11 protein-coding genes and 1 pseudogene are annotated in these 25207 nt (G+C 42.2%); 7 read left to right on the plus strand and 5 right to left on the minus strand.

Annotated features, from left to right (window positions below; genetic code table 11):
* Positions 1 to 33 precede the first annotated feature (33 nt).
* From IQ276_RS04655 to IQ276_RS04670, 4 genes are all read left to right on the plus strand, one after another.
* Entirely contained in the window at positions 34 to 1731 is a 1698-nt protein-coding gene (locus IQ276_RS04655; RefSeq protein WP_235115437.1) for a hypothetical protein, read from the plus strand.
* Between the two features lie 172 nt (positions 1732 to 1903).
* On the plus strand, positions 1904 to 6805 hold the full coding sequence (locus IQ276_RS04660; RefSeq protein ID WP_193916592.1) for an nSTAND1 domain-containing NTPase: 4902 nt from the start codon (positions 1904 to 1906) through the stop codon (positions 6803 to 6805).
* Between the two features lie 53 nt (positions 6806 to 6858).
* The gene (locus IQ276_RS04665) at positions 6859 to 11595 is read left to right on the plus strand and encodes an nSTAND1 domain-containing NTPase (protein ID WP_193916590.1); all 4737 of its coding nucleotides are present in this window, start codon (positions 6859 to 6861) and stop codon (positions 11593 to 11595) included.
* A gap of 626 nt (positions 11596 to 12221) precedes the next feature.
* The gene (locus IQ276_RS04670; protein WP_193916588.1) at positions 12222 to 14402 is read left to right on the plus strand and encodes a lipoxygenase family protein; all 2181 of its coding nucleotides are present in this window, start codon (positions 12222 to 12224) and stop codon (positions 14400 to 14402) included.
* A 336-nt stretch (positions 14403 to 14738) separates the two neighbouring features.
* Here IQ276_RS04670 and IQ276_RS04675 read toward each other — a convergent pair whose 3' ends face one another.
* Entirely contained in the window at positions 14739 to 15758 is a 1020-nt protein-coding gene (locus IQ276_RS04675; RefSeq protein ID WP_193916586.1) for a tRNA-dihydrouridine synthase family protein, read from the minus strand.
* 598 nt (positions 15759 to 16356) lie between these two features.
* Complete coding sequence (locus tag IQ276_RS04680; RefSeq protein WP_193916584.1) at positions 16357 to 16902, minus strand: NADPH-dependent FMN reductase; 546 nt, start codon at positions 16900 to 16902, stop codon at positions 16357 to 16359.
* A gap of 428 nt (positions 16903 to 17330) precedes the next feature.
* Between IQ276_RS04680 and ftsH the strand changes: the two genes are divergently transcribed.
* From ftsH to IQ276_RS04695, 3 genes are all read left to right on the plus strand, one after another.
* Positions 17331 to 19220, plus strand: a complete 1890-nt coding sequence (gene ftsH, locus IQ276_RS04685) for an ATP-dependent zinc metalloprotease FtsH (RefSeq protein ID WP_193919840.1) — start codon at positions 17331 to 17333, stop codon at positions 19218 to 19220.
* A 516-nt stretch (positions 19221 to 19736) separates the two neighbouring features.
* Positions 19737 to 20744, plus strand: coding sequence for a zinc-dependent alcohol dehydrogenase family protein (locus tag IQ276_RS04690; protein WP_193919842.1), 1008 nt, complete (start codon positions 19737 to 19739; stop codon positions 20742 to 20744).
* Positions 20745 to 20753: 9 nt separating this feature from the next.
* Positions 20754 to 23000 (plus strand): pentapeptide repeat-containing protein, encoded by a 2247-nt coding sequence (locus IQ276_RS04695; protein WP_193919844.1) that lies wholly within the window; start codon positions 20754 to 20756, stop codon positions 22998 to 23000.
* A gap of 69 nt (positions 23001 to 23069) precedes the next feature.
* Here the strand turns inward: IQ276_RS04695 and IQ276_RS04700 are convergent.
* The 3 genes and pseudogenes from IQ276_RS04700 to IQ276_RS04710 all read right to left on the minus strand — a co-directional run.
* A pseudogene (locus IQ276_RS04700) lies at positions 23070 to 23324 on the minus strand (DUF4351 domain-containing protein); the annotation flags it as partial.
* A gap of 32 nt (positions 23325 to 23356) precedes the next feature.
* The gene (locus IQ276_RS04705) at positions 23357 to 24187 is read right to left on the minus strand and encodes an Rpn family recombination-promoting nuclease/putative transposase (protein ID WP_193919848.1); all 831 of its coding nucleotides are present in this window, start codon (positions 24185 to 24187) and stop codon (positions 23357 to 23359) included.
* A gap of 141 nt (positions 24188 to 24328) precedes the next feature.
* The gene (locus tag IQ276_RS04710; protein WP_235115438.1) at positions 24329 to 25195 is read right to left on the minus strand and encodes an Rpn family recombination-promoting nuclease/putative transposase; all 867 of its coding nucleotides are present in this window, start codon (positions 25193 to 25195) and stop codon (positions 24329 to 24331) included.
* Positions 25196 to 25207 lie beyond the last annotated feature (12 nt).

Here is a 25207-nt window from a genome sequence, read left to right on the forward strand (position 1 = left end):
GTTACTGAATTAGAAATAGAAGGATTACGTAAAATGAGTGTAAAACAACTGACACAAGAGCTATATTTCAATGGAATTGACGGTGCATCAGGAGAGTATTTGTTGCCTCCCTTGACACCTGAACAGGTTTCTAAAATTGCTCAGGGCGAAGAGTTCGATCCTATAGAAATCAGCGAACTCAAGAGAAAGGATTTGCATGTTAAAGGTTTAGAACCCGACTTTGCGCCCATAGAAGGAGTAGATCCTAAAAACCTTGCAGAGACAGGTTGGGGAGTTATCTTTGCTTATAATGACAACCCAGCAATCAAGGAAACACTCAAGGAAGCACTCAAGGAACTGTTAGAGCATCGACAAAAGCAAGCTACGAAAAATAACGAAAATTATTATAAGGAATATATCTATCGTCCGGGGGAATTGAAGAATCAATTTTTGTCGCGTCATGGAGTTGGCCCTGGTCCTGCTGACCCAGATAAAATGCCTTATTATCTGTTGATTGTTGGCGATCCAGAAACTATTCCTTATCGTTTTCAGTATCAACTTGATGTCCAGTATGCGGTGGGTCGCATCTACTTTGATACACCCCAAGAATATGCTCAGTATGCTCGCAGTGTCGTACAGGCTGAAACTACTAATTTAAACCTGGCTCGTAAAGCTAGCTTTTTCGGTGTGAATACTAAGGGTGATAAAGCCACTGAACTCAGTGCTGAGAACTTGATTCAGCCCTTAGCGGATTGGATGCTTGATGAACAGAAAGACAATAGTTGGGCAGTACAAACTTTACTTGCAGAAGAAGCCACAAAGGCGCGGTTAGGAAAACTATTAGGTGGTGAAGAAACACCTGCTTTGCTGTTCACAGCGAGTCATGGCATGGGCTTTCCTAATGGGGATGAGCGACAACTACGCCATCAGGGTGCTTTGCTCTGTCAGGACTGGCCTGGGAGAGATCAATGGGGTAATAAACCAATTCCCGAAGAATTTTACTTTTCTGCGGACGATGTTGGCGATGATGCTCGGTTGCTAGGGCTAATAGCTTTTCACTTTGCTTGTTATGGTGCTGGTACGCCCCGATTTGATGAGTTTGCCCATAGAAAAGGCTCCAACGAAAGGTTAGCGATCGCTCCTAATGCCTTTGTTGCTCCTCTACCCCGCCGTCTATTGAGTCATCCCAACGGTGGTGCTTTAGCTGTCATCGGTCATGTGGAGCGGGCTTGGGGTTGCTCTTTTATGTGGGGAAGCAATAGCAAAAAATCTACCAAACAATTGGCAGTTTTTCAAAGTACTCTCAAGAGACTGCTAGAAGGTCATCCTGTGGGGTCAGCTGTTGAGTATTTCAACGAACGCTACGCTGAACTTTCATCTGATTTGAGTACCGAATTAGAAGAAGTTAAATATGGTGCGACACCCGATCCCATGAATTTGTCTGACATGTGGACGGCAAACAACGATGCCCGTAGTTATGCCATTATTGGCGACCCCGCAGTTCGGTTAGTTGTGGGTGATAATTCCACAGGCGATCGCTCGGTGATTGCATCAGTTAATTTACCCGCTGCACCGACAACACCCCAGGTATCTAATACATCTGCAATCCAGGAAGCCCAAACAAGCTTGAACCAAGCGCTAGAACTATTTGCCAAGACAGTCGAGCAAGCTTCATCTGACCGTACAGAAAAGCTTCAGGCAGCGCTTTCAGCTACAGTTAGTCTACTTGAAACCTTAAAGAAATTGAATTAGGGATTGGGGATTGGGGAATGGGGATTGGGGTGAAATTCTCTCCCTCATCCCCCTCATCTCCCGGTTGGTGAGTTTCAACTACGCTCAACTACCGCGTTCGCGTAGCGTCTCGTAGAGAAGTCGAACCACATCCCCCTCATCCCCCCATCCCCCCACTCCTCACTCCCCAATCATGAACACCCTCGAAATTACCATTCAACGCAAATCAGGAGATAATTGGCCAGTTGTTGTGGAACACAGTCAACCAGGTGTGCTTCTGCCATTGCGATTGGAAGGTAATTTCCAGCTGACTGATGAAAATTTGCAACATTTGACGAGTCTTTTAGGACGGGTACAGGATTACGGTACGTTTTTGGGGAAAGCGCTGTTACGAGATGACGTGCGTGATGGATTTGTCAGGGCACTGAGTCACAATCAAGAAACACTGCGGGTGTTGCTGTTTATTGAAGCCGCAGACAAAGAACTCAGAACCTTACGTTGGGAAAGGCTATGCGCTCCTATTGATGGGTACTGGCAGATGTTAGCCATTAACCAACGGGTGCCTTTTTCCTTCTACATTCCTGCCATTACTGACCGACTCTTTCCCTCTATTGGGCGGCGGGATTTGCGGGCGCTGCTACTGGTGGCGAGTCCATCAGATTCCCAGCGGTATAAATTAGACACTTTTGATGTAGAAGCTACTGTTAAAAGTGTACGTTCGTCCTTGGGAGATATTCCTACAGATGTCCTCGCAGCAGTTGATGATGCTATTGGTTTACCCACTCTAGATGAACTTTGTGCTCACCTAACTGACAGAACAAAGCAGTATACAATACTACATTTTGTCAGCCACGGGAGGGTAATGGATGATGGGGAAACTGTCCTCTACTGGTCAAAAGCTGATAATACAGTGGAGGTGGTGACAGCAACAAGATTACTGGAAAGAGTGCGCGTGTTAAGGGGAGCTAGAGGCTTACCTCACTTGACTTTTCTCTGCACTTGTGAGAGCGCCAGCCCGGAAGCAGAAGCAGGATTGGGGGGATTAGGACAGCGCTTGGTGCGGGATTTGGGTATGCCTGCGGTGATAGCGATGACTGAAAAAGTTACTATCAAGACGGCTCAGGCACTAGCAGAGAAATTTTACCAGCAACTTCGAGAGTCAGGAGAGGTGGATTCAGCTTTACATGAAGCGACAGCGGCTTTGGCAGAACGTGGTGATGTGACTGTACCAGCACTGTTTAGCCGTTTGGGGGGACGACCTTTATTCAGCGACCAGCTTGACCGAGAATTGACCAACGCTGAAATAGAATATGGTTTAGGGCAGATAGTAAACTTATTGCCAGAGCGATCGCCAATTCTCGAAAAGAAGTTTGCAGACATAGCACAGCAGCTAAAAAATACGCTAGGGGCAGATGTCGCAGCCTTAAGCAAAGAAGCCCTCAAAGAACGAGAACAAGCTTTAGAAGACATTCACAACCTCTGTGAGGAAATACTAGACATCAACTTTCATGGTTTGGCATTAGATCGCCAACCACCGATTTATGATTCTCGTTGTCCGTTTCGGGGCTTGTATCCTTTTCGGGTGGAAAACCGCGAGTTTTTCTTTGGGCGAGAACAACTCATTACCCAACTCCAAGAAAAGCTGACTGAACACAACTTTTTAGCCGTGTTAGGGGCTTCTGGTAGTGGTAAGTCATCGGTGGTGTTAGGGGGTTTAATACCGCTGCTACAGGAAAAACAACCTGATTTGCAGTTAGCATACATGACACCAAGCTCTCACCCCATAGAAAAACTGCAAACTAGTCTTTCTCCACTGCAAGGGCAATGTTCAATATTAGTAATCGACCAATTTGAGGAATTATTTACCCTGTGTACTGATGAACCAGAGAGGGTAACTTTCATCGAAAAATTGTTAAGCCTGATTCCACATCAAAAAGTTGTAATTACCATGCGGGCAGATTTTTGGGGTGAGTGTGCTATCTACCCCAATCTGAAAGATTTGATGGAAGCTAGGCAAAAACTAATTGGCCCAATGGATGCAGCAGAATTGCGGAAAGCGATGGAAATGCAAGCAGCCCAAGTGGGGTTACGGTTTGAACCAGGCTTGAGTAACTCGATTTTGGATGATGTGCAAGGTGAGCCAGGAGCCATGCCACTGCTGCAACACGCACTGCTGGAGATGTGGAAACGGCGACATGGTAGATGGTTGCGTGCTGTGGAGTATGAGGCGATCGGTGGTGTGAATATGGCGATCGCTCAAACTGCCGATGATGTTTACAATACCTTATCATCCCCAGAACAAGACCAAGTTAAGAATATCTTTATCCGCTTAACCCGCTTGGATGAAAACGCCCTGGAAGGAGAAAAACGCCGGGACACTAGACGGCGAGTTTGGTTAGATGAACTGATACCTGCCGGTGGTGATTTGGCAAGTACCAAACAGTTGGTGCAACGCTTAGCTGGTGAAGGGGCGCGATTGGTGGTGACGAGTGTAGACGAGTCTACGAATCGTGAAGAAGTGGAAGTCGCTCATGAAGCCTTAATTCGCTATTGGCCGCGGTTGCTCAAGTGGTTAGATGAAAATCGCATCAATTTACAACTACGAGAAACTATCCGTCAGGCGGCTTTGGAATGGGAAAACCAGCAAAAAGATGAGAATTATCTGGTGCATCGGGGTGGAAGATTAGAAAATGCCCAATTATTAGCGAAACAATCCAGCTTTTTGAACCAGGTGGAAGCTGAGTATGTTAATACTTGCGTGAAATTGCGACTGCGCCAGGAAAAGGAAAAAGAGGCGCATCGTCGTCGGGAAATCAGAACAGCTTGGGGAATAGCTGGGGGAGCAGTGGTAGCTTTGATTGTTAGTACTGGCTTGTGGGTGCACGCGGAAACTCAGAAACAACATGCAGAAATTACTCAAGCTCAATCACTAGCTCGTTATTCTTTATCACTCCTTAATGATAATCAAGATTTAGATGCACTTGTCGAAGTAATTAAGGCAGCCAATATCTTAAAAAAACAAAACTTATCCGACCCCTTGATTATAGAAGCGTTACAGAAAGTAGTTTATGGAGTCAGAGAGCGCAACATATTGAGTGGGCATGAGGGAAAGGTGACAAGTGTTGTCTTCAGATCTAATGATCAAACCCTAGCCTCTGTTAGTGATGACAACACCATTAAGCTTTGGAATGTCAAAACTGGCAAAAAAGAGCATAATTTGAGTCTACCTAAAAAGGTTAATAGCGTTGTTTTTAGCCCTAATGGTCAAATCCTGGCTTTTGTTAGTGATGACAACACCATTAAACTTTGGAATGTCAATTTCAAAGATCATCAAGTTCTGCATGATTTGAGTGGGGGTAAGGCAAAGGTTAATAGCATTGTCTTTAGCTCTAATGGTCAAATGATGGCTTCTGTTAGTGATGACAACACCATTAAAATTTGGAATGTCAAAATTGGCAAAAAAGAGCATGATTTGAGTGGGGGTAAGGCAAAGGTTAATAGCGTTGTCTTTAGCCCTAATGGTCAAATTCTGGCTTCTGTTAGTGATGACAAGACCATTAAAATTTGGAATGTCAAAACTGGTGAAAAAGAGCATAATTTGAGTGGGCATAAAGGTAAGGTCAATAGCATTGTCTTCAGCCCAGATAGTCAAATTATTGCCTCTGCTAGTGATGACAAGACCATTAAAATTTGGAATGTCAAAACTGGCGAAAAAAAGCATGATTGGAGTGGGCATCAAGATAAGGTTAATAGCATTGTCTTCAGCCCCAATGGTCAAATTATCGCCTCTGCTAGTGATGACAACACCGCCAGACTTTGGTATATAGACAAACCAAAAAAAAACCTATCCTTTACCCGACATCAGGATAATGTAAATAGCGTCATTTTCAGCCATGATGGTGAAATTATTGCTTCTATTAGTGATGATAAAACCGTCAAAGTATGGAATTTAAACAAACAGGAACTGCTAAGTTTTAAAGGGGGTGAGTTCGGCTTTAATAGCGCCGTATTCAGCCCCGATGGTAAAATTATGGCTACTCCTAGTAATGATAAAACCGTCAAACTCTGGGATTTAGAGGGTAATAAACTCCCAATATTCAAAGGGCATAAGAAAGCGGTAACAAGTGTCGTCTTCAGTCCACAGGATCAAACCCTGGCTACTGCTAGTGATGACGATACCATCAAACTCTGGAATTTAGATAGCAATAAATTAGTCACAAAATTCAAAGCGCATAACAAAGCGGTAACAAGTGTCGTCTTTAGCCCTAATGGTCAAACCCTGGCTACTGCTAGTGATGACGATACCATCAAACTCTGGAATTTAGATAGCAATAAATTAGTCTTATTCACAAAATTCAAAGCGCGTAACAACAAAGTGATAAGAAGTGTCGTCTTTAGCCCCAACGGTCAAACCCTGGCTACTGCTAGTGATGACAAAACCGCCAAAACGTGGGATTTAAAGGGTAAGGAACTGCATACCTTTAAAGGGCATGAGGATGTGGTAAGAAGTGTCGTCTTCAGTCCTAAGGATCAAACCCTGGCTACTGCTAGTAATGACACAATCGCCAAACTCTGGGATTTAAAGGGTAAGGAACTGCATACCTTTAAAGGGCATGATAAAAAGGTCACAAGTGTCGTCTTTAGCCCCGACGGTGAAACCCTGGCTACTGCTAGTGATGACGAAACTATCAAACTCTGGAATGTCAAAGACCGCAAGGAACGGCGTACTCTTAAAGGCCATCATGGTGTGGTTATAGATGTAGTCTTTAGCCCCGATGGTAAAACTCTCGCTACTGCTAGTTATGACAAAACCATCAAACTCTGGAATGTCAAAGACGGTAAAGAACTCCAAACCTTCAGTGGGCATAAAGCCAGTCTCACAAGTCTCGCCTTCAGCCCCGATGGTGAAACCTTGGCCTCTGCTAGTTATGACAAAACCATTATTTTGTGGCATTTAGATGAGCTAACTCTAGATCCGCTCTTGGTTAGTGCCTGTAATTGGGTGCAGGACTATCTCAAAAATAGTGAGGAGCTAAAAGAAAAAGAAGCTGATAAGAATATCTGCAATGGTATTTCACGATCGCATTCAGACTAATTTATTGCCATCAATATCATCACGCATTCACAAGGAGGATTCGAGAATAACTTATGAACACGTTTGAGATTACTATCCAGCGCAAATCAGAAAATAACTGGCCAATTGTTGTAGAACACACCCGATTTGGTGAACTCCTGCCATTACGCTCAGAAGGTACTCTCGAACTGACTGCTGAAAATTTTCAGCAGTTAACCAGTTTTCTCGGACAGCCGAAAGATTACGGTACATTACTCGGAAAAACCCTATTTCGAGATGATGTCCGTGATGCCTTTGTTGGTGCTATGCGCGAAAGTGACGAACCACTGAGAATGTTGCTTTTTATTGAAGCATCAGATCCACAATTAAGAACCTTACGTTGGGAAAAGCTGTGTGCCCCCATCGATGGTGAATGGGAGTTATTAGCACTAAATCAGCGAGTACCATTTTCTTTCTACATTCCGGCAATTACTGACCGCCGCTTTCCCCCCATTGGGCGGCGAGACTTGCGGGCGTTAGTTTTAGTTGCTAGTCCTAGCGATTCCCAAAAATATAAATTAGCGGAATTCGATGTTGAAGCCAGTGTTAATAGTGTCAAGTCTGCATTAGGGGAAATACCTTGTGATATCCTGGCAACAATTCCTGGAGCCATTGGTTTACCGACAATAGACGAATTGTGTACTCAACTGAGCGATCGCAATAAACAATATACAATACTACATTTTGTTAGTCACGGTAGGGTAATGGATAATGGTGAAACTGTTGTCTACTGGTCAAAAGCTGATAATACAGTAGAGGCGATCGCCGCAACACACTTACTAGAGCGGTTACGCCCATTACGTGGAGCCAAAGGGCTACCCCACTTTACCTTTCTTTGTACTTGCGAGAGCGCCAGTCCTGATGCCGAAGGATCGTTGGGAGGCTTAGGGCAAAGATTAGTGCGGGATTTGGGGATGCCTGCGGTGGTAGCAATGACCGATAAAGTCACCATCAAAACAGCCCAAACGCTAATAGAAAACTTTTATAAACAACTCAGAGCTTCGGGAGAGGTGGACTCTGCTTTGCATGAAGCAACAGCCGCTTTAGCAAAGCGCGGCGATCTTACAGTTCCAGCATTGTTTAGCCGCTTGGGCGGGCGACCCTTATTTAGTGACCAACTCGATCGCGAACTCACCAACGCCGAAATCAAATATGGTTTACAACGTCTGGGGGAATTATTACCACAAAGAGCGCCAACACTGCAACTAAAATTCGATATTCCTGCCCAGAAGCTAGAAAACATCTTAGGCGCTGATGTTGCAGCATTGAGCAAACAAGCCCGTGAGGAACGAGAGCAGGTATTAGAGGAAGTCAATAACCTCTGTGAGGAAATACTAGACATCAACTTTCATGCTTTGGCGTTAGATCAACAACTACCAAATTATGATTCTCGTTGTCCGTTCCGGGGCTTGTATCCTTTTCGGGTGGAAAACCGCGAGTTTTTCTTTGGGCGAGAACAACTCATTACCCAACTCCAAGAAAAGCTGACTGAACACAACTTTTTAGCCGTGTTAGGGGCTTCTGGTAGTGGTAAGTCATCGGTGGTGTTAGCCGGGTTAATACCGCTGCTACAGGAAAAACAACCTGATTTGCAGTTAGCATACATGACACCAAGCTCTCACCCCATAGAAAAACTGCAAACTAGTCTTTCTCCAATGCAAGGGCAATCTTCAATATTAGTAATTGACCAATTTGAGGAATTGTTTACCCTGTGTGCTGATGAAACTGTGAGGTTGACTTTCATCGAAAAATTGTTAAGCCTGATTCCATATCAAAAAGTCATCGTCACCATGCGGGCAGATTTTTGGGGTGAGTGTGCTAGCTACCGCAATTTGAAAGATTTGATGGAGGCTAGGCAAAAACTAATCGGGCCGATGGATGCTACCGAATTGCGGAAAGCGATGGAAATGCAAGCTGCCCAAGTGGGGTTACGGTTTGAAGCAGGTTTGAGTAACTCGATTTTGGATGATGTGCAAGGTGAACCAGGAGCAATGCCACTGCTGCAACATGCATTGTTGGAGATGTGGAAGCGGCGACATGGTAGATGGTTGCGGTGTGTGGAGTATCAAGCGATCGGTGGTGTGAATATGGCGATCGCTCAAACTGCCGATGATGTTTACAATACCTTATCATCCCCAGAACAAGACCAAGTTAAGAATATCTTTATCCGCTTAACCCGCTTGGATGAAAACGCCTTGGAAGGAGAAAAACGCCGGGACACTAGACGGCGAGTTTGGCTAGATGAACTGATACCTGCCGGTGGTGATTTGGCAAGTACTAAACAGTTAGTGCAACAGTTAGCTGGTGAAGGGGCGCGATTGGTGGTGACGAGTGTAGATGAATCTACAAATCGTGAAGAGGTGGAGGTGGCACATGAAGCCTTAATTCGCTATTGGCCGCGGTTGCTCAAGTGGTTGGACGAAAACCGTATCAATTTACAACTCCGCGAAAGTATCCGTCAAGCAGCTTTGGATTGGGAAAAGGAGCAAAAAGACGAAAATTATTTGGTGCATCGGGGAGGAAGATTAGAAGATGCTCAGGTGTTGGCGAAACACACTAATTTTTTAAACCAGTCAGAGGCTGACTATGTTAAAGCTTGCAGGGAATTGCGCGATCGCCAGCAAAAAGAAAAAGAAGCGCGTCGCCGTCGAGAAATTACAATAGCTTGGGCAACAGCTGGCGGATCGCTTATAGCCTTGATTGTAACTGCAACTTTGGCACATAAGGCTTCCTATGAAAAATACCAAGCTGAAATAACTAAAACTGAGGCTCTAGGTCGATATTCTTTATCACTCTCTGATTACAATCAAGATTTGGAAGCACTAGTCCAAGGGATTAAGGCAGGAAAAATTTTGCAACAGCAAAACTTCACTCAACCCTTGGTTCTACAAGCATTGCAAACAGTAGTCGATCGCGTCAGAGAACGCAATAATTTAACTGGACATCAGAATATTGTAAATACCGTAGTCTTCAATCCAGACGGTAAAATTCTCGCCTCTGCCAGTGATGACAAAACTGTTAAACTCTGGGATTTAAACGGTAAGGAATTGCACACCTTAAAGCACCAAGAAAAGGTCATAAGTGTTGTCTTTAGTCCAGATGGTAAAACTCTGGCAACTGCTAGTCAAGATAACACCATCAAACTCTGGGATTTAAATGGTCGAAAATTAAAAAGCTTTCCCCCTCAGCAGACAGAATTTAAGAGTGTTGTTTTCAGTCCAGATGGTAAAACTCTGGGGACTCTTAGTGAAGATAACACCATCAGACTCTGGAATTTAAACAGCGGGGAAACAAAAAAAATTAAATATGATGAGGGAAATGAAGGCATTATTGTTTTTAGCCCCGATAGTAAAACCGTGGCTATTTCCTATCAAAATAATGATGTCAAACTCTGGGATTTAAACGGCAAGGAATTGCAAACCTTGAAAGGGCATCAGGAAATTGCTAGTAGTATTGCTTTCAGCCCCAATGGTAAAACTCTGGCTATTGCTCATGCAGATAAAACTGTCACACTCTGGGCTTTAAATGGGAAGGAATTCAAGAGTTTTAGAGAGTATACTACCGACACCCGCATCACAGGAGTCTTTTTTAGTTACGATGGTAAAACTCTAGCTGTTGCTACTGAGGATAATAACATCGAACTCCGGGATTTAGACGGCGAACAATTAGTAATCTTCAAAGGACATCAGGAAAATATCGCAAGTGTTGCCTTTAGCCCAGATGGGAAAACCCTGGCTTCTGCTAGTTATGACAGCACCATCAAACTCTGGGATTTAAACAACAAGCGATCGCCAACCTTCAAAACTTTTACAACAGGAAATGCGAATTTCCAAACTGTTGCCTTCAGTAGCGATGGAAAAACTCTTGCCTCTACTAATCTTGCAGGTACTATCGAACTCTGGAATTTAAATGGTAAGGAAATACAAACTTTTAAGACTGAAAACCTTAGACATGCGAACACTGCGATCTTTAGTCCTGACGGGAAAGTCGTCGCCTCTGGTAATTTTACTGGTACCATCAAACTCTGGAATTTAAACGGCGATGAATTAGAAAATTTTAGCGGTCATCAAAAAGCTATAACCAGTCTTGTCTTTAGTCCAGATGGTAAAACTCTAGCTTCTGCTAGTCAAGACACAACTATCAAACTTTGGGATTTAAATAGTAAGAAATCGCAAATTCTTAAAGGGCATAAAGAATCGGTCAATAGTGTCGCCTTCAGCCCAGATGGAAAAATCCTCGCCTCTGGCAGTAACGACAATCATGTTAAACTCTGGGATTTAGATGGTAATGAACTAAAAACTTTCAAAGGACATCAAGGAAATGTCAACAGCGTTATTTTTAGTCTAGATGGTAAAACTGTGGTCTCTGGTAGCCAAGACAAAACTGTTAAACTCTGGGATTTAAATGGCAAGGAATTGCGAACTCTTAAAGCTCACAAAGGAGGGGTCAATAGTGTTGCTTTCAGCCCAGATGGGAAAACCCTAGCCTCTGCCAGTGAAGACAAAACTGTTAAATTTTGGGATTTAGATGGCAAGGAATTGCGAACTCTTAAACACGAAGAATTTGTAACCAATGTAATCTTCAGTCCCGATGGTAAAACCCTACTTACTACTATCAATAACCCAAGCATGATTATTTGGGATTTAGATAAACTCGCTTTAGATCCGCTTCTAGATAATGCCTGCGATTGGGTGCGAGACTATCTCAAATATAGCGACGAAGTACAAGAAGAAGATAAGGACTTGTGCAATCGTATTGGTACTATTAAATAGTTGATTTTTATCTAGCGTCTATTCATGAAGCTTAATTTAGAAATTAGCTATTTTTAAGCAACCTAAAATTATAAAGTAATTAGTATTAATCTAATATATTTAATTAATTGTTTTCAAGAATTATAAATAAAAATTATTCAATTATTTATTGTGGGTGGAGAGAAGTCTGAGATCAATACTGCGTAGGTTTTGGTGCATAGTCATCGGAGATCCCCCTTAGTCGCACTTTTTAAGGGGGAAAATAAGGCATTTTTAGCCCCCCTTAAAAAGGGGGGTTGGGGGGATCGACTCAAAACCTACGCAGTATTGAGTCTGAGATAAGGCTTCCTTAGATCAGAACTTCGGAGCGTCTCGCCCGCCTATAAACTAGGCGGTTAAGATGCCCAAAACACAAGTATTAGTAATTTATTTATTGGAGTTACCTTATCAAAAAATATCTTAATAAATAGAAAAAATGTCTAAAATTGTTTTAATAATTTTTAATAGAATAAAATTGTTTTTTTTACTGCTTTTTTAATGAGTTGTGTTATCTTTGGTAAATTCCCAAATATCAAGAATATGTATCTAAAGCTAGACACATATTCTTGATTTTATTACTGAAAACTTTACTAAATACAGGAGCAAATATGTCTCTAACTTCTCATGTAATATCTTCTTCTTTAAGTATTTCAAAAACAGATGTGCAAAGCCTTCTAATTCTTTTATATAAATTAGTAAAACTTAGTAAAGCTTCATTGCAATACATGCAATATGAATACAACTATAGTTATATTCCTCCTCTAGCAATGACAGGCGCTCTCCCATTGCCAGTCATTAAAATACAACTCCCAATTCAAGAGTTACCTAATTTAAAATGGGTACTTTCAGTAGCCCAAAAGATAACGCTGATTTTGGTAAATGATACTCTAGGTAATTTGGCAAATTCCTTAGACTCTGATGTGTTTTACGGACTCGATGCTGATGCCCAAATCAATAGCTCAGCCCTCGACAGCAAAGTACAAGCTTTAGAAGATATCGAGCAACAAATTAAAGATGCTGAGAGTTGCGAAAATTTAGAAAAAATTGCTTTAAATTTGGCATCAATCACTCAAGAAATTGCGGAAAAAATTGTTAGTAAAAACTCCTCTAATATTATTGTGTCATTTGATCCTGAGGAAATATCAAGTTTTGAAGCAGAACTTAGAAGCATTGATGAGGAATTTGAATTGCATGAATTCCAACAAGATTCTGGAAATGTCGAATTTTTGTCGTCATTTAGTTTAGAAGACTCCATTACAGATTTATTGAGTTCTGCTTTCAAGAAAATCATTAATTCTGATGCTAAGTTATTAGAATTAAAAGACAGTCAGCCATATTCTAGAGAAGGAGAATTTTCTACCGAAGCATCTACAACTAACCGAAGTTTTGAAGATTATAATAAATTATTTAAAAAAATACCTCTACCAGAAATTAGCTCTAGGTTTAGAGAGGATTTAGTCTTTGGTTATATGCAGGTTGCTGGGCCAAATCCGTTGATGCTGCAACAGGTATCAGAGCAGGAGAAACATTTACAAATTAGCAACGAACAATATCAACAAATTATCGGTATTTCCAACGATTCTCTGGAAGCTGCAAGACAAGAAGGTCGGCTTTATAAAGCTGATTATTCTAAGTTAAAAAATATGGAGAATGGCAGTTTTCCTAATCAACAAAAGTATATCTATTCACCTTTAGCATTATTTGTAGTACCACCAGCTAGTAACCCATCTCGGTCTTTAGTTCCAGTGGCTATTCAATGCCAGGCGGAACACCCGGTGTTCACACCTCTTGATGGCGAGAACTGGGCGATCGCCAAAAGTATTGTGCAAATGGCGGATAGCAATTACCATGAGCTAGTTAGCCATCTTGGTCGCACTCACTTATTTATCGAACCTTTTGTAATTGCTACTAAACGTCGGTTACCAGCAAACCATCATTTAAGGATTTTACTGGAACCTCACTTTGAAGGAACTATATTAATCAATTACGGCGCCCATAAACTCTTGATTGCCGATCGCTCTCAAGTAGATGCAATTTTAGCCGGTACAATAGAGAGCGATCGCCAACTCACTGTTGAAGCTGCCCAAGATTATTTGCATCATTTCAACGATGCAATGTTTCCCAACAGTTTAACAAGTCGCGGTGTTGACCGAGTTTCTCAACTACCTGAATATCCTTATCGAGATGACGGACTGCTGATTTGGAATGCTATTCATCAATGGGTAAGCGCCTATTTGAGCAGTTACTATATCAGTGGGCAACAACTACTAACAGACCAAGCTTTACAAAATTGGGCAAAGGAATTAATCTCCGAAAAAGGAGGCCGCCTCCAAAATTTTGGTGAAGATGCTTCAGGCACAATTAAAACTTTAGATTATCTAATTGACGCTGTTTCCACCATTATTTTTACTGCTAGCGCCCAACACGCTGCGGTTAATTTTGCCCAAGGCGAACTGATGACCTATACACCTGCTTTTCCTCTAGCCAGTTATTCACCAGCACCGAAAAATCTCGACCAACCAAGCGACTTTATGAGTATGCTACCTTCCATAGAACAAGCCAAAACCCAACTTAAGGTCACATATTTACTTGGGTCGGTTTACTATACACAGCTAGGGCAATATTCCAACTCATATTTTAAATCCAAGCCCCAAATAAGTTCAGCCCTGGTGACTTTTCAAAATGAACTCAAAGCAATTGAGCAAGAAATTACTCAAAGGAATCGTACAAGAATAATGCCTTACAAATTCTTGCTACCTTCCCAAATTCCACAAAGTATAAATATCTAATTTAACTCAATTACAGCAGAATTCAGAATTAGAGGATGTTTTAAAAATCCTCTTGTCGGTATCAAAAGTTTTAGATCCCTCTAAATCTCCCGATAAATTGGGAGACTTTGATTCCGGTTTCCCCCCTTTATAAGGCAATACGGTTCAGTTAAGGCTAAAACTCTTTATCAAAGTCAATTTTTTAACGAACCGCAGAGGAAACAGAGAGAGGAGAAAAAAATGCTTATAGCAGTTTGCAATTGCGTGGAGTACAGACAATTCGTAGGGGCACAACATGTTGTGCCCCTACGGTGTATCTCATTCAAATGAAAATCGCTATAACTGAACCGTATTGAGTTATACCCCTGAGTAGGGTGCTAAGGCTAAATTTTTCGTCAGATCGCTAAGGAGAAAGCGATCGCAGATGTTAAACAGTTCTACCTCGGTAGAGCTGTGTCGCATCAGCCGCAGGAAATGACCCTCAGCGTCAACACTCAGGGCAATGTAGTTGAGGAACATTTTGAGGTAGCCTACGCGCGATCGCTCTGGCATAGTTGCCGCTGTGGGGGTTTGCCATAAACGATCAATATAGTTGCGTACCTCTACCAAAGGAACGGGTGCGATCGCCTCTCTTCGCAAAGCCTGCCGAATTTGATTAAAAAGCCAAGGATTCCCGATCGCCCAGCGTCCCACCATCACACCCGCCGCACCCGTTTGAGAAAGCACCCATAGGGCACTTGCCGCCGAGTGGATATTGCCATTGGCCAGTACTGGACAATCAACCCGTCTGACTGCTTCAGCAATCAAATCATATTTCACTGCCCCGTGGTACATATCTTTCACCGTGCGGCCATGCAAAGAGAGCAAATCAATGTTGTGGCGATTGATTATATCTAGAATGGAGTAAAAGGTATCAGTATTTTCAAAGCCTACACGCATCTTCACGGTCAAAGGGCGATCGTTGACTGCCTGCCGCAGTTCTCCCAAAATCCGATCCACTTTTTCTGGTGAGAGCAGCAATCCACCCCCAACATTTTTGCGATAGATTCTAGGTGCTGGACAGCCCATGTTCAAGTCAACTCCAGCGATATTATAGCCGCAGAGTTCCTTTGCTGTTCTTACTAAGTCTGGAATGCTTTCGCCAATCATTTGAGCAAAAACGGGACGACCTGTATCGTTTTCGGTAATTGCTGCCAAAATGCTACGATTGAGCCGTGAGGTTTCATTCACGCGGAAATACTCGGTGAAAAAGTAGTCAGGACTGCCGTAGTGGGCAATAACCTTCATAAACCAGAGGTTTGTCACATCCTGCATGGGCGCAAGAGCGGTGAGGGGTAGGTCTTTGTGGAGCGATTGGGGAAGCGATACCTGGGACATAGAGATTCCAGCGATCGACAAAGCATCACTTTATCAAAAAATGGTTACTGAGACCCATATTGAGATTGAGCAACTATATTGTTTCAGGACTTACGCACAGGTAACGGAAAATCCTAGACGCAAAGCGGCTTCCCGCAGGGTACCACAGAGGACGCAGAGGGCACCCAGAAATAAGAGTTTCAGAGAGTTATTGCGTAAGTCCTATGTTTGATTCAGCTCAACAACAATTTCCATTGCTAACAACAAGCAGATGATTCATCATTGGGTCTAATTCAGAATCTGGCTTCTACCGTGCAATATAAAACTGCTCTAGACGAAAGCCAGAGCAGTTTTTGATAGAAGTAAATTATATAGGAGACTTTTACTGTTGTCCCCGGTTTATCCATAGTAAGTACCGTTATATAATACTATTCACCTCAAGTTTTATGCTTTACGCAAAAAACGCATAATCTTGAAGTTGGCATTACAAAGTTGAGAAATCAGTATAAGCCAGACTCAAAGCCTGATGTATCGCTAACTAAGCACAGCTGAAATTACAATGACATGCAAACTGATATCAGTTGAATCTCGGTTGGGCAAACTTTTGCCCAACCTCCAACTAATCAACATTCCGTAACTTGCGAGTGTTATCAACTAAACTCTGGGCAAATTGGTCAAATCTTTGGGAAAGCTTCTCATCTAATAACTTACCTTCAGGATTGAAAGCGCCCCAAGCTTGTCCGATCGCAATTTGTTCTGGAATCACCCAACCATGCACCCAACGGACGATTAACCTTAAGTCATTCAAAGCGTTACTATTAGACTGACCCCCCAATACACTAATCAGCCCCGTCACTTTATCAGACAGTTGGTCAAAGCTCATCAAATCCAGAGCATTTTTCAGGACACCACTCACGCCACCATGATATTCAGGTGTCGCTAAAATTAACCCATGAGCGTTACTAACTGTATCCTGTAACCGCTTCACATCTGGGTATTCTGGATACTCCTTCGCACCATTACAAAATGGTAGTTGCAACTGCCGCAAATCGAGAATTTCTACCTCTGCACCCAAGGCTTCTACTCTTTGCGTTGCAACCTGCAAAGCAAGCTGGGTATAAGAATTAGGTCTTAAACTACCGCCAATGCCAACAATTCTCACCATAATTAACTCACAAATTACTAACTAGCTACTATCACTGACAAAGATTTTAAAAAAATGAAGTCGTTATGACTATGTTTATTTTAACGATTTGTGTCGGAATGTGTCAAATTGATATCGAGGGGACTGGGTATTGGGGACTAGGGACTGGGGACTAGGGACTGGGGACTAGGGACTGGGGACTGGAGAAGAAGAACTTTCCCAATACCCAGTCCCCAATACCCAGTCCCCAATACCCAGTCCCCAATACCCAGTCCCCAATACCCAGTCCCCAATACCCAGTCCCCAATCCCCAATCCCCAATCCCCAGTCCCTTGTCTGGAAGTTAGACTAGATAAGAAAACCGTAACTTCCAGTTATTGGAATTTTTGCTAGAAGAATAGGCATAAAACCATAGCTCAACTTCTGCCAGCAGACAAAGGGTAATTACTATGACAAATTTGGAAAAAAAAGCGTTGATAAAACAGGGGTCATCAAAGCGCGTTGCTTGGATTGGTGGGCTAGCAGCTAGTTTGATGATGTTGCCAGGAATTTTTGGGAGTACTCCTGTTTTGGCACAAAAACCAGAGAGCAACTCTTTAAATTATGGCGAGTTGATCAAGAAAGCGAAAGCGGGAGAAATCCAAAAAGTTGAGCTTGATGAAGCCGAACAGATAGCAAGGGTTTATCTCAAGAGCCAAAAGGAGAATACACCACCGCAACAGGTGAGACTTTTGGCGCAAAATACAGAATTAATTAACATCCTTAAAGATAAGAATGTTGATTTTGGTGAGATTTCTTCTGCGAACAGTCGGGCTGCTGTTGGGCTGTTGATTAATCTGATGTGGATTTTGCCGTTGATAGCTTTAATGCTATTGTTCCTGCGTCGCTCTACTAATGCTTCTAGTCAAGCGATGAATTTTGGTAAATCCAGAGCTCGCTTCCAAATGGAGGCAAAAACAGGTGTGAAATTTGATGATGTCGCTGGGGTTGAAGAAGCCAAAGAAGAATTGCAAGAAGTTGTTACCTTCCTGAAACAGCCAGAAAGATTTACTGCTGTGGGCGCACGCATTCCCAAAGGAGTACTGTTAATTGGCCCTCCTGGTACTGGTAAAACTTTACTAGCAAAAGCGATCGCAGGTGAAGCAGGTGTACCATTCTTCAGCATTTCTGGTTCGGAATTTGTGGAAATGTTTGTTGGTGTGGGTGCATCCCGCGTGCGTGATTTGTTTAAAAAAGCCAAAGATAACGCACCTTGTCTAATATTTATCGATGAAATCGACGCCGTAGGTAGACAAAGGGGTGCTGGTATCGGTGGCGGAAACGATGAGCGAGAACAAACCCTCAACCAACTGTTGACCGAAATGGATGGTTTTGAAGGTAACACTGGCATCATTATTATTGCTGCCACTAACCGCCCAGATGTATTAGATGCAGCACTGCTGAGACCGGGACGCTTTGACAGGCAAGTGATGGTGGATGCACCGGATTTGAAAGGGCGGCTGGAAATTTTGCAAGTCCACGCGCGGAATAAGAAGATTGACCCTAGCGTATCATTAGAAGCGATCGCTCGCCGCACTCCTGGTTTTACCGGCGCAGACTTAGCCAACTTACTCAACGAAGCTGCCATTCTCACCGCTAGGAGACGCAAAGAAGCCGTCACCATCTTAGAAATCGATGCCGCTGTGGATAGGGTAGTTGCAGGTATGGAAGGTACCGCCTTGGTAGACAGCAAGAGCAAGCGCTTAATTGCCTACCATGAAGTTGGACATGCCTTAGTGGGCACATTGCTCAAAGACCACGATCCTGTGCAAAAAGTTACACTCATTCCACGGGGGCAAGCACTGGGATTAACTTGGTTTACTCCCAACGAAGAACAGGGATTAATTTCTCGTTCCCAACTCAAAGCACGTATCACTGCCACTTTGGGCGGTCGGGCTGCCGAGGAAATTGTGTTTGGTAAGCCAGAAGTCACCACAGGTGCAGGAGATGACCTGCAAAAGGTAACAGGAATGGCACGTCAAATGGTCACACGGTTTGGCATGTCAGAACTAGGCCCATTGTCCCTAGAAAATCAGAGTGGAGAAGTATTTTTGGGACGCGACTGGATGAATAAATCAGACTATTCTGAGGAAATTGCCGCCAAAATTGATTCCCAAGTCCGCGAAATTGTGAACAATTCCTACATCAAAGCAAAAGAACTATTGGAAGAAAACCGCATAGTTTTGGAGCGTTTAGTAGATTTGCTAGCAGAACAGGAGACAATTGAAGGCGATTCATTCCGCAAAATTGTTGCTGAAAATGCTCAGGTAGTAGATGAAAAAGTGGCTGTATCTCATTAAGAGATTAGCCAAGATTTACTAGTCAATAGTTGATAAATCCTCAACTATTGACTATTTAACAAATGAGATTTAGCTTATACGATTGCTTTGTAATCACAATTGTTTTATGAAGATGCACTTAATCTTTATTAAACGAACCGCAAAGGACGCAAAGAGCGCAAAGGAAGAAATAAATTAAGAATTATCCAGTGTAAATTTACAGAAATTAGTATCAGGTTACACCAAACTTTCTTGACTTCTTATTTCTTTGTGTCCTTCTCTGACGAGACGCTGCGCGAATGCGTACTTTGCGGTTCGTTTTAATCGATTTCAACAGCAGATGAAATAGATTCAGTTCTCTGAGAAGCGACCTTAGTTAAAGTAGCGTAAACTTGAAAAATTATGATCTTCAGTACTTGGTATGTTAAATAAATCTGCCAAAAAGCTGAAAATATTACTGTCAAATATAACTCTCTATCCACCTGATTGCGGTAAAGTTGCAAATAAACGTGCATCTAGAGCCAGGAGGAAAGAGTCGTGAAAGCAGTCTTGATGACAGCAGCTGGCAGTCCGGAAGTTCTGCAAGTACAGGACGTGCCAAGCCCTGCTGTTCCCGTGGGAAACACTGAACTTTTAGTTCGGTTAGTGGCGGCTGGTGTTAATCCCATTGATACCAAACTTCGTAGCCGAGGCACTTTTTACAGCGATCGCCTGCCAAGCATTTTAGGATGTGATGGTGCTGGTATTGTGGAAGCTGTAGGGGCTGGCGTACAACGTTTTCGTCTAGGTGATGAGGTATATTTTTGCTATGGCGGCTTGGGGGCACACCAAGGTAATTACGCTGAATATACCGTTGTGGATGAGCGGTTTGTGGCACGTAAACCTGCGTCTATTTCCTTTGCCGAAGCCGCCGCAGCACCTTTAGTCTTAATCACAGCTTGGGAAGCTTTATATGAACGCGGACGATTGGCACCTGGCGAACGAGTTTTGATTCATGCGGGTGCTGGTGGTGTAGGGCATGTAGCAATTCAATTGGCAAAACTCAAAGGTGCTAGTGTTTCTACCACAGTGGGTTCTGAAGAAAAGGCTAATTTCGTCAAACAACTAGGTGCTGATCATGTAATTTTTTACAAACAAACAGATTTTGTGCAAGCGGTATTAGATTGGACAAATGGCGAAGGCGTAGAGTTGGCTTTTGATACCGTAGGCGGCGAAACCTTTCACAAAACTTTCCCCGCAGTTCGAGTATATGGTGATATTGTGACGATTCTCGAACCAGATGCCAATACTATTTGGAAAACTGCTAGGCTACGTAATCTCCGCATCGGCTTAGAATTAATGCTGACACCAGCATTGCTAGGATTAGAAGAGAGTCTCCAGCATCATGCAGAAATTCTTGAACAATCTGCCACCTGGATTGATGAAGGTAAGTTAAAAATCCATGTTAGTCACAAGTTTTCTTTAGAAGAAGCCGCTAAAGCTCACCAATTACTTGAAAGTGGGTCTGTAACAGGTAAAATTGTTTTGCTGATTAGGGATGAATGATCGAGCAATTTGCATAAATTATTTTTTCAACGCATAGGCACACAGAGGTTAAGCGCAAAGGTACGCAGAGTTTTTTCTCTGCGTACCTTTGTGTTCGTCTGCGTTCTATTAATTCTTCTCTTTCTCTCCCTACCTGCTTGGGCAGCGCAACAACCAGAACGCACACCTTTAACTCTGGAATTATTACAAGAACGGCTGCGTACACCAACACTCCGCGAAGGTAATTTGACGGTTGATTTGCAGAAAATGGTGATTGATTTACGCCCAGAAAATGCTAGTTTTCGTGATAGTTTTTACCAATTACTGCGTAAAGAATTGGGTGCAAAACCTTTGGGTTTAGACCTCAGTTATGCTTTGATTCTGGGGGATTTTGTCGGCAGTGATTTGGGTTTAAGAACACCTTTATATGCTCAAGCCATTGCTCCAATTTTTACTGCTAGCGAACAAGAAGAATTAGAACGTTTGCGCTTTGTTTGTCTAGAATCACTGGCGATGTCTACGACGGGCTACGCCTACGCTTTACCCAACTCTAAAGATTGTCGATCGCTTTTGGGAACAGAGTCAACCCAATCAAGCGAAATTACTGTCTTTCGTGGTGCTTTGACACTGGTGCAAACTCGCTTCAATGGAGAAGTGAAGTTTTCTAACACATTCTTTCTTCAGTCTGTGGATGCCCAAAACGCTACCTTTGTCCAAGCTACTAACTGGATTGAAACTAGATTTGCTCGTCCTGTTAATTTTAGTAGTGCTAACTTTCGACAACCAAGCAATTTTTATAGCAGTATTTTTTTTGATAAAGCTAATTTTAAACAAACTCAATTTCAGGAAAATATTGATTTTAAAGGTAGTCTTTTTAAAAAAACTGCTAACTTCAATCAAGCAATTTTTAAGCAGTTAGCTAAATTTAATAGCGTGTTTTGGCAAGATAATGCTGATTTTTCTCATGTGCGTTTTGCCAATCAAGCACAGTTTACTAAAGGTGATTTTAATCAGTTACTCATCTTCCAAGAAACGACTTTTGAACAAGCTGTAATATTTCGAGAAGCCGAGTTTAACCAATCGGTAAATCTCCAAGGTGCGAGTATTCTCAACCAAGCAGATTTTAGCGATGCTAGGTTTGCCAAGGAAGCTTTTTTAAATGTATCTGGTCTGACTTTTAATTCTAACCAAGCAAAAATTTTAGGTAATCCTGGTGAAATTGGGAAAATGTTTTCTGTACCTACATTCCAAGGAAATCAAAACATATTGCGGAATTTGGGGCAAAATTTTCGTCAACAACAACAAGTTGCAGATGCTAATGATTTGGAGTACACAAAACAACGATTACGATTAATAGAATTAAGCCGCAAGTTGACGGCCACAAATATTAATACTGCAACTCTTCCAAGTTTGATGAAGTTGGGTTTTTCTGCGACTGAATCCGAAGCCATCGTTCAGCGTCGTTTAGTAAAATTATTTCGCAATACGACTGAGTTAATTACTTTAGCAGAGATTAATTTAGAAACATATACCAAATTAAGCGATCGCTTGAGTGTTGGCGAACCCCTTTCTGTAGGTGTATGGTTACTGCAAGCTTGCAGTTGGTTGGCATTAAGTGTACTGTTGTTGTTGAGTGGTTATGGTACCAATTTTTGGTTAGTGTTTGGCGTCGGAGGAGTAGCGATCGCTTACTTCGGTTTGCTATTTTGGTTAGTGGATCGCTATCGTCGTTTGCGTCCGGTAGCAATTATTCCCACGTCCTATGAAACTATTTCCATATTAATCAGTTTTAGCATTTTAGAATTCTTGAGCTTATTAGCTATCTTTCGCAATGCACAACAACCTTGGCTGACATTGGGGTGTCTTTTAATAATTATTGTTCCCGTTCCACTGACTTTATTAATTCGACTTTACCAACAAGGACGTTATCATGATTTAATGGACATTTCCTACTTTACAGAAGACGGGACATTTCGACAATTACGATTGTTAATTGGTCGTTTGCCAGTGATTCCCAGAAATCAGACATTTCGTGAAAGATATATGCCTTTGTTGTGCGATCGCCACTGGAATTGGCTCAATTATTATGATTTTAGCCTCAATAACCTAGTGAAATTAGGATTTAATGACATTCGCTTGCGAGACGAACACTTACCAGGTATTATCTCTGCACTTGCTTGGTATCAATGGAGTCTTGGTTTAATTTACATTACCATAGTTTTGTGGACACTCTCCCGCACAATTCCCGGATTGAATTTGCTAATTTATTTGAAGTAATCTTGCCTTCAACTGCAAGTAATGTTTTATCTGACTTATTTAAGGCGATGGCATTCCTCCCTTTGCATCTTAACCCTCAAGTGCTTCTAACCAAGCCTGTAAATCAGCCATACGAGTAAAATCAAGTAGTGCCTCGCCCAGATTTTCTAATTGTTCTAAGCACAGAGTTTCAATACGTTCACGTACTTGTTGAGGTAATTCTCCTACACGCCGAGTTAGTTGACGAAGAATGAGCGATCGCGCTTCAGCTTCTCGTCCCTCTTCTCGTCCCTCTTCCTTGATTTCCCTGTAAACTCGCGTTTGTTTGAGTGTTATTCCTAGCATATTTTAAGCGATCGCATTCCTCCCTTTGCATCTTAAGTCTCAAGTGCTTCTAACCAAGCCTGTAAATCAGCCATACTAGTAAAATCAAGTAGTGCCTCCCCCAGATTTTCTAATTGTTCTAAGCACAGAGTTTCAATACGTTCACCTACTTGTTGAGGTAATTCTCCTACACGTCGAGTTAGTTGACGAAGAATGAGCGATCGCGCTTCCTCTTCCTTGATTTCTCTGTAAACTCTCGTTTCCTTGAGTGTAATTCCTAGCATCAATTCAACCTCCTTTCGGCTTAATTGTTCAAATTTGTACACCATTATCGTTGTCACTAACTCAATTATGGCGCTATTTGCCGTTTCGGGCTGTTCAACAGAGGAACGCTCAAGCAAATATTTTGCTGCTTGTGGTGCAAGTTCTTCTTCCACCGTAGTTAACACCATTAATGCTACCCATAAAGGTAATTGGCGAATATCCCCCAATTCATCTAAATACACTCGATGTACTTGGTTACTGTTAAGGAATCCCCGATGAGGATGAATATCGCTTTGTTCGATACTGCGTGACGGATAAATGATTACTGCTTGCCAATCACTAAATCTGGCGCGGTTGCGATAAAAATATAACGATGATTCTGCAAATACCCTTTCGTAAAGCTGTTCATCTTTTTGAAACTGCACTTCGCAGAAATAAACAATGCCAGCACCTTGATTTTCTGGTGGTAAAAATACCCCGTCAATTTCAAATTTTGGTTCTTTGACAGCGACTGAATCAAATCGATAACTGTCTGCATTTATTGGGCGTTCTGTCAATAATTCAAATAGTAATGTCGGCGATTGTTGAAACAGTTTGTAAAAGATTGAGTCTCGACGCATGAAATAATTTTACTGATTTTTTGGGTATTGCTGAATCAAAGTATGAATTTCGGAGCTAGCACAGAAGCAAAGGCAGAAACAAAAGCGATAGTTTGTAGTTATCTGACTCAATTTAAGCGATCGCATTCCTCCCTTTGCATCTTAAGCCTCAAGTGCTTCTAACCAAGCCTGTAAATCAGCCATACTAGTAAAATCAAGTAGTGCCTCCCCCAGATTTTCTAATTGTTCTAAGCACAGAGTTTCAATACGTTCACGTACTTGTTGAGGTAATTCTCCTACACGTCGAGTTAGTTGACGAAGAATGAGCGATCGCGCTTCGGCTTCTCGTCCCTCTTCTCGTCCCTCTTCTCGTCCCTCTTCCTTGATTTCCCTGTAAACTCTCGTTTCCTTGAGTGTAATTCCTAGCATCAATTCAACCTCCTTTCGGCTTAATTGTTCAAATTTGTACACCATTATCGTTGTCACTAACTCAATTATGGCGCTATTTGCGGTTTCGGGCTGTTCAACAGAGGAACGCTCAAGCAAATATTTTGCTGCTTGTGGTGCAAGTTCTTCTTCTACCGTAGTTAATACCATTAATGCTACCCATAAAGGTAATTGGCGAATATCCCCCAATTCATCTAAATACACTCGATGTACTTGGTTACTGTTAAGGAATCCCCGATGAGGATGAATATCGCTTTGTTCGATACTGCGTGACGGATAAATAATTACTGCTTGCCAATCACTAAATCTGGCGCGGTTACGATAAAAATATAATGATGATTCTGCAAATACCCTTTCGTAAAGCTGTTCATCTTTTTGAAACTGCACTTCGCAGAAATAAACAATGCCAGCACCTTGATTTTCTGGTGGTAAAAATACCCCGTCAATTTCAAATTTTGGTTCTTTGACAGCGACTGAATCAAATCGATAACTGTCTGCATTTATTGGGCGTTCTGTCAATAATTCAAATAGTAATGTCGGCGATTGTTGAAACAGTTTGTAAAAAATTGAGTCTCGACGCATGAAATAATTTTA

Origin of the sequence: Desmonostoc muscorum LEGE 12446 (genome assembly GCF_015207005.2) — a bacterium.
Lineage (GTDB): Bacteria > Cyanobacteriota > Cyanobacteriia > Cyanobacteriales > Nostocaceae > Nostoc > Nostoc muscorum.

Excerpts from the sequence above, each read along its gene's own strand:
- IQ276_RS04675 (WP_193916586.1), bottom strand. The coding sequence starts at position 15,758 with ATGTCCCAGGTATCGCTTCCCCAATCGCTCCACAAAGACCTACCCCTC.
- IQ276_RS04705 (WP_193919848.1), bottom strand. The coding sequence starts at position 24,187 with ATGCGTCGAGACTCAATCTTTTACAAACTGTTTCAACAATCGCCGACA.
- IQ276_RS04670 (WP_193916588.1), top strand. The coding sequence starts at position 12,222 with ATGTCTCTAACTTCTCATGTAATATCTTCTTCTTTAAGTATTTCAAAA.
- IQ276_RS04680 (WP_193916584.1), bottom strand. The coding sequence starts at position 16,902 with ATGGTGAGAATTGTTGGCATTGGCGGTAGTTTAAGACCTAATTCTTAT.
- IQ276_RS04710 (WP_235115438.1), bottom strand. The coding sequence starts at position 25,195 with ATGCGTCGAGACTCAATTTTTTACAAACTGTTTCAACAATCGCCGACA.
- IQ276_RS04660 (WP_193916592.1), top strand. The coding sequence starts at position 1,904 with ATGAACACCCTCGAAATTACCATTCAACGCAAATCAGGAGATAATTGG.
- ftsH (WP_193919840.1), top strand. The coding sequence starts at position 17,331 with ATGACAAATTTGGAAAAAAAAGCGTTGATAAAACAGGGGTCATCAAAG.
- IQ276_RS04655 (WP_235115437.1), top strand. The coding sequence starts at position 34 with ATGAGTGTAAAACAACTGACACAAGAGCTATATTTCAATGGAATTGAC.
- IQ276_RS04665 (WP_193916590.1), top strand. The coding sequence starts at position 6,859 with ATGAACACGTTTGAGATTACTATCCAGCGCAAATCAGAAAATAACTGG.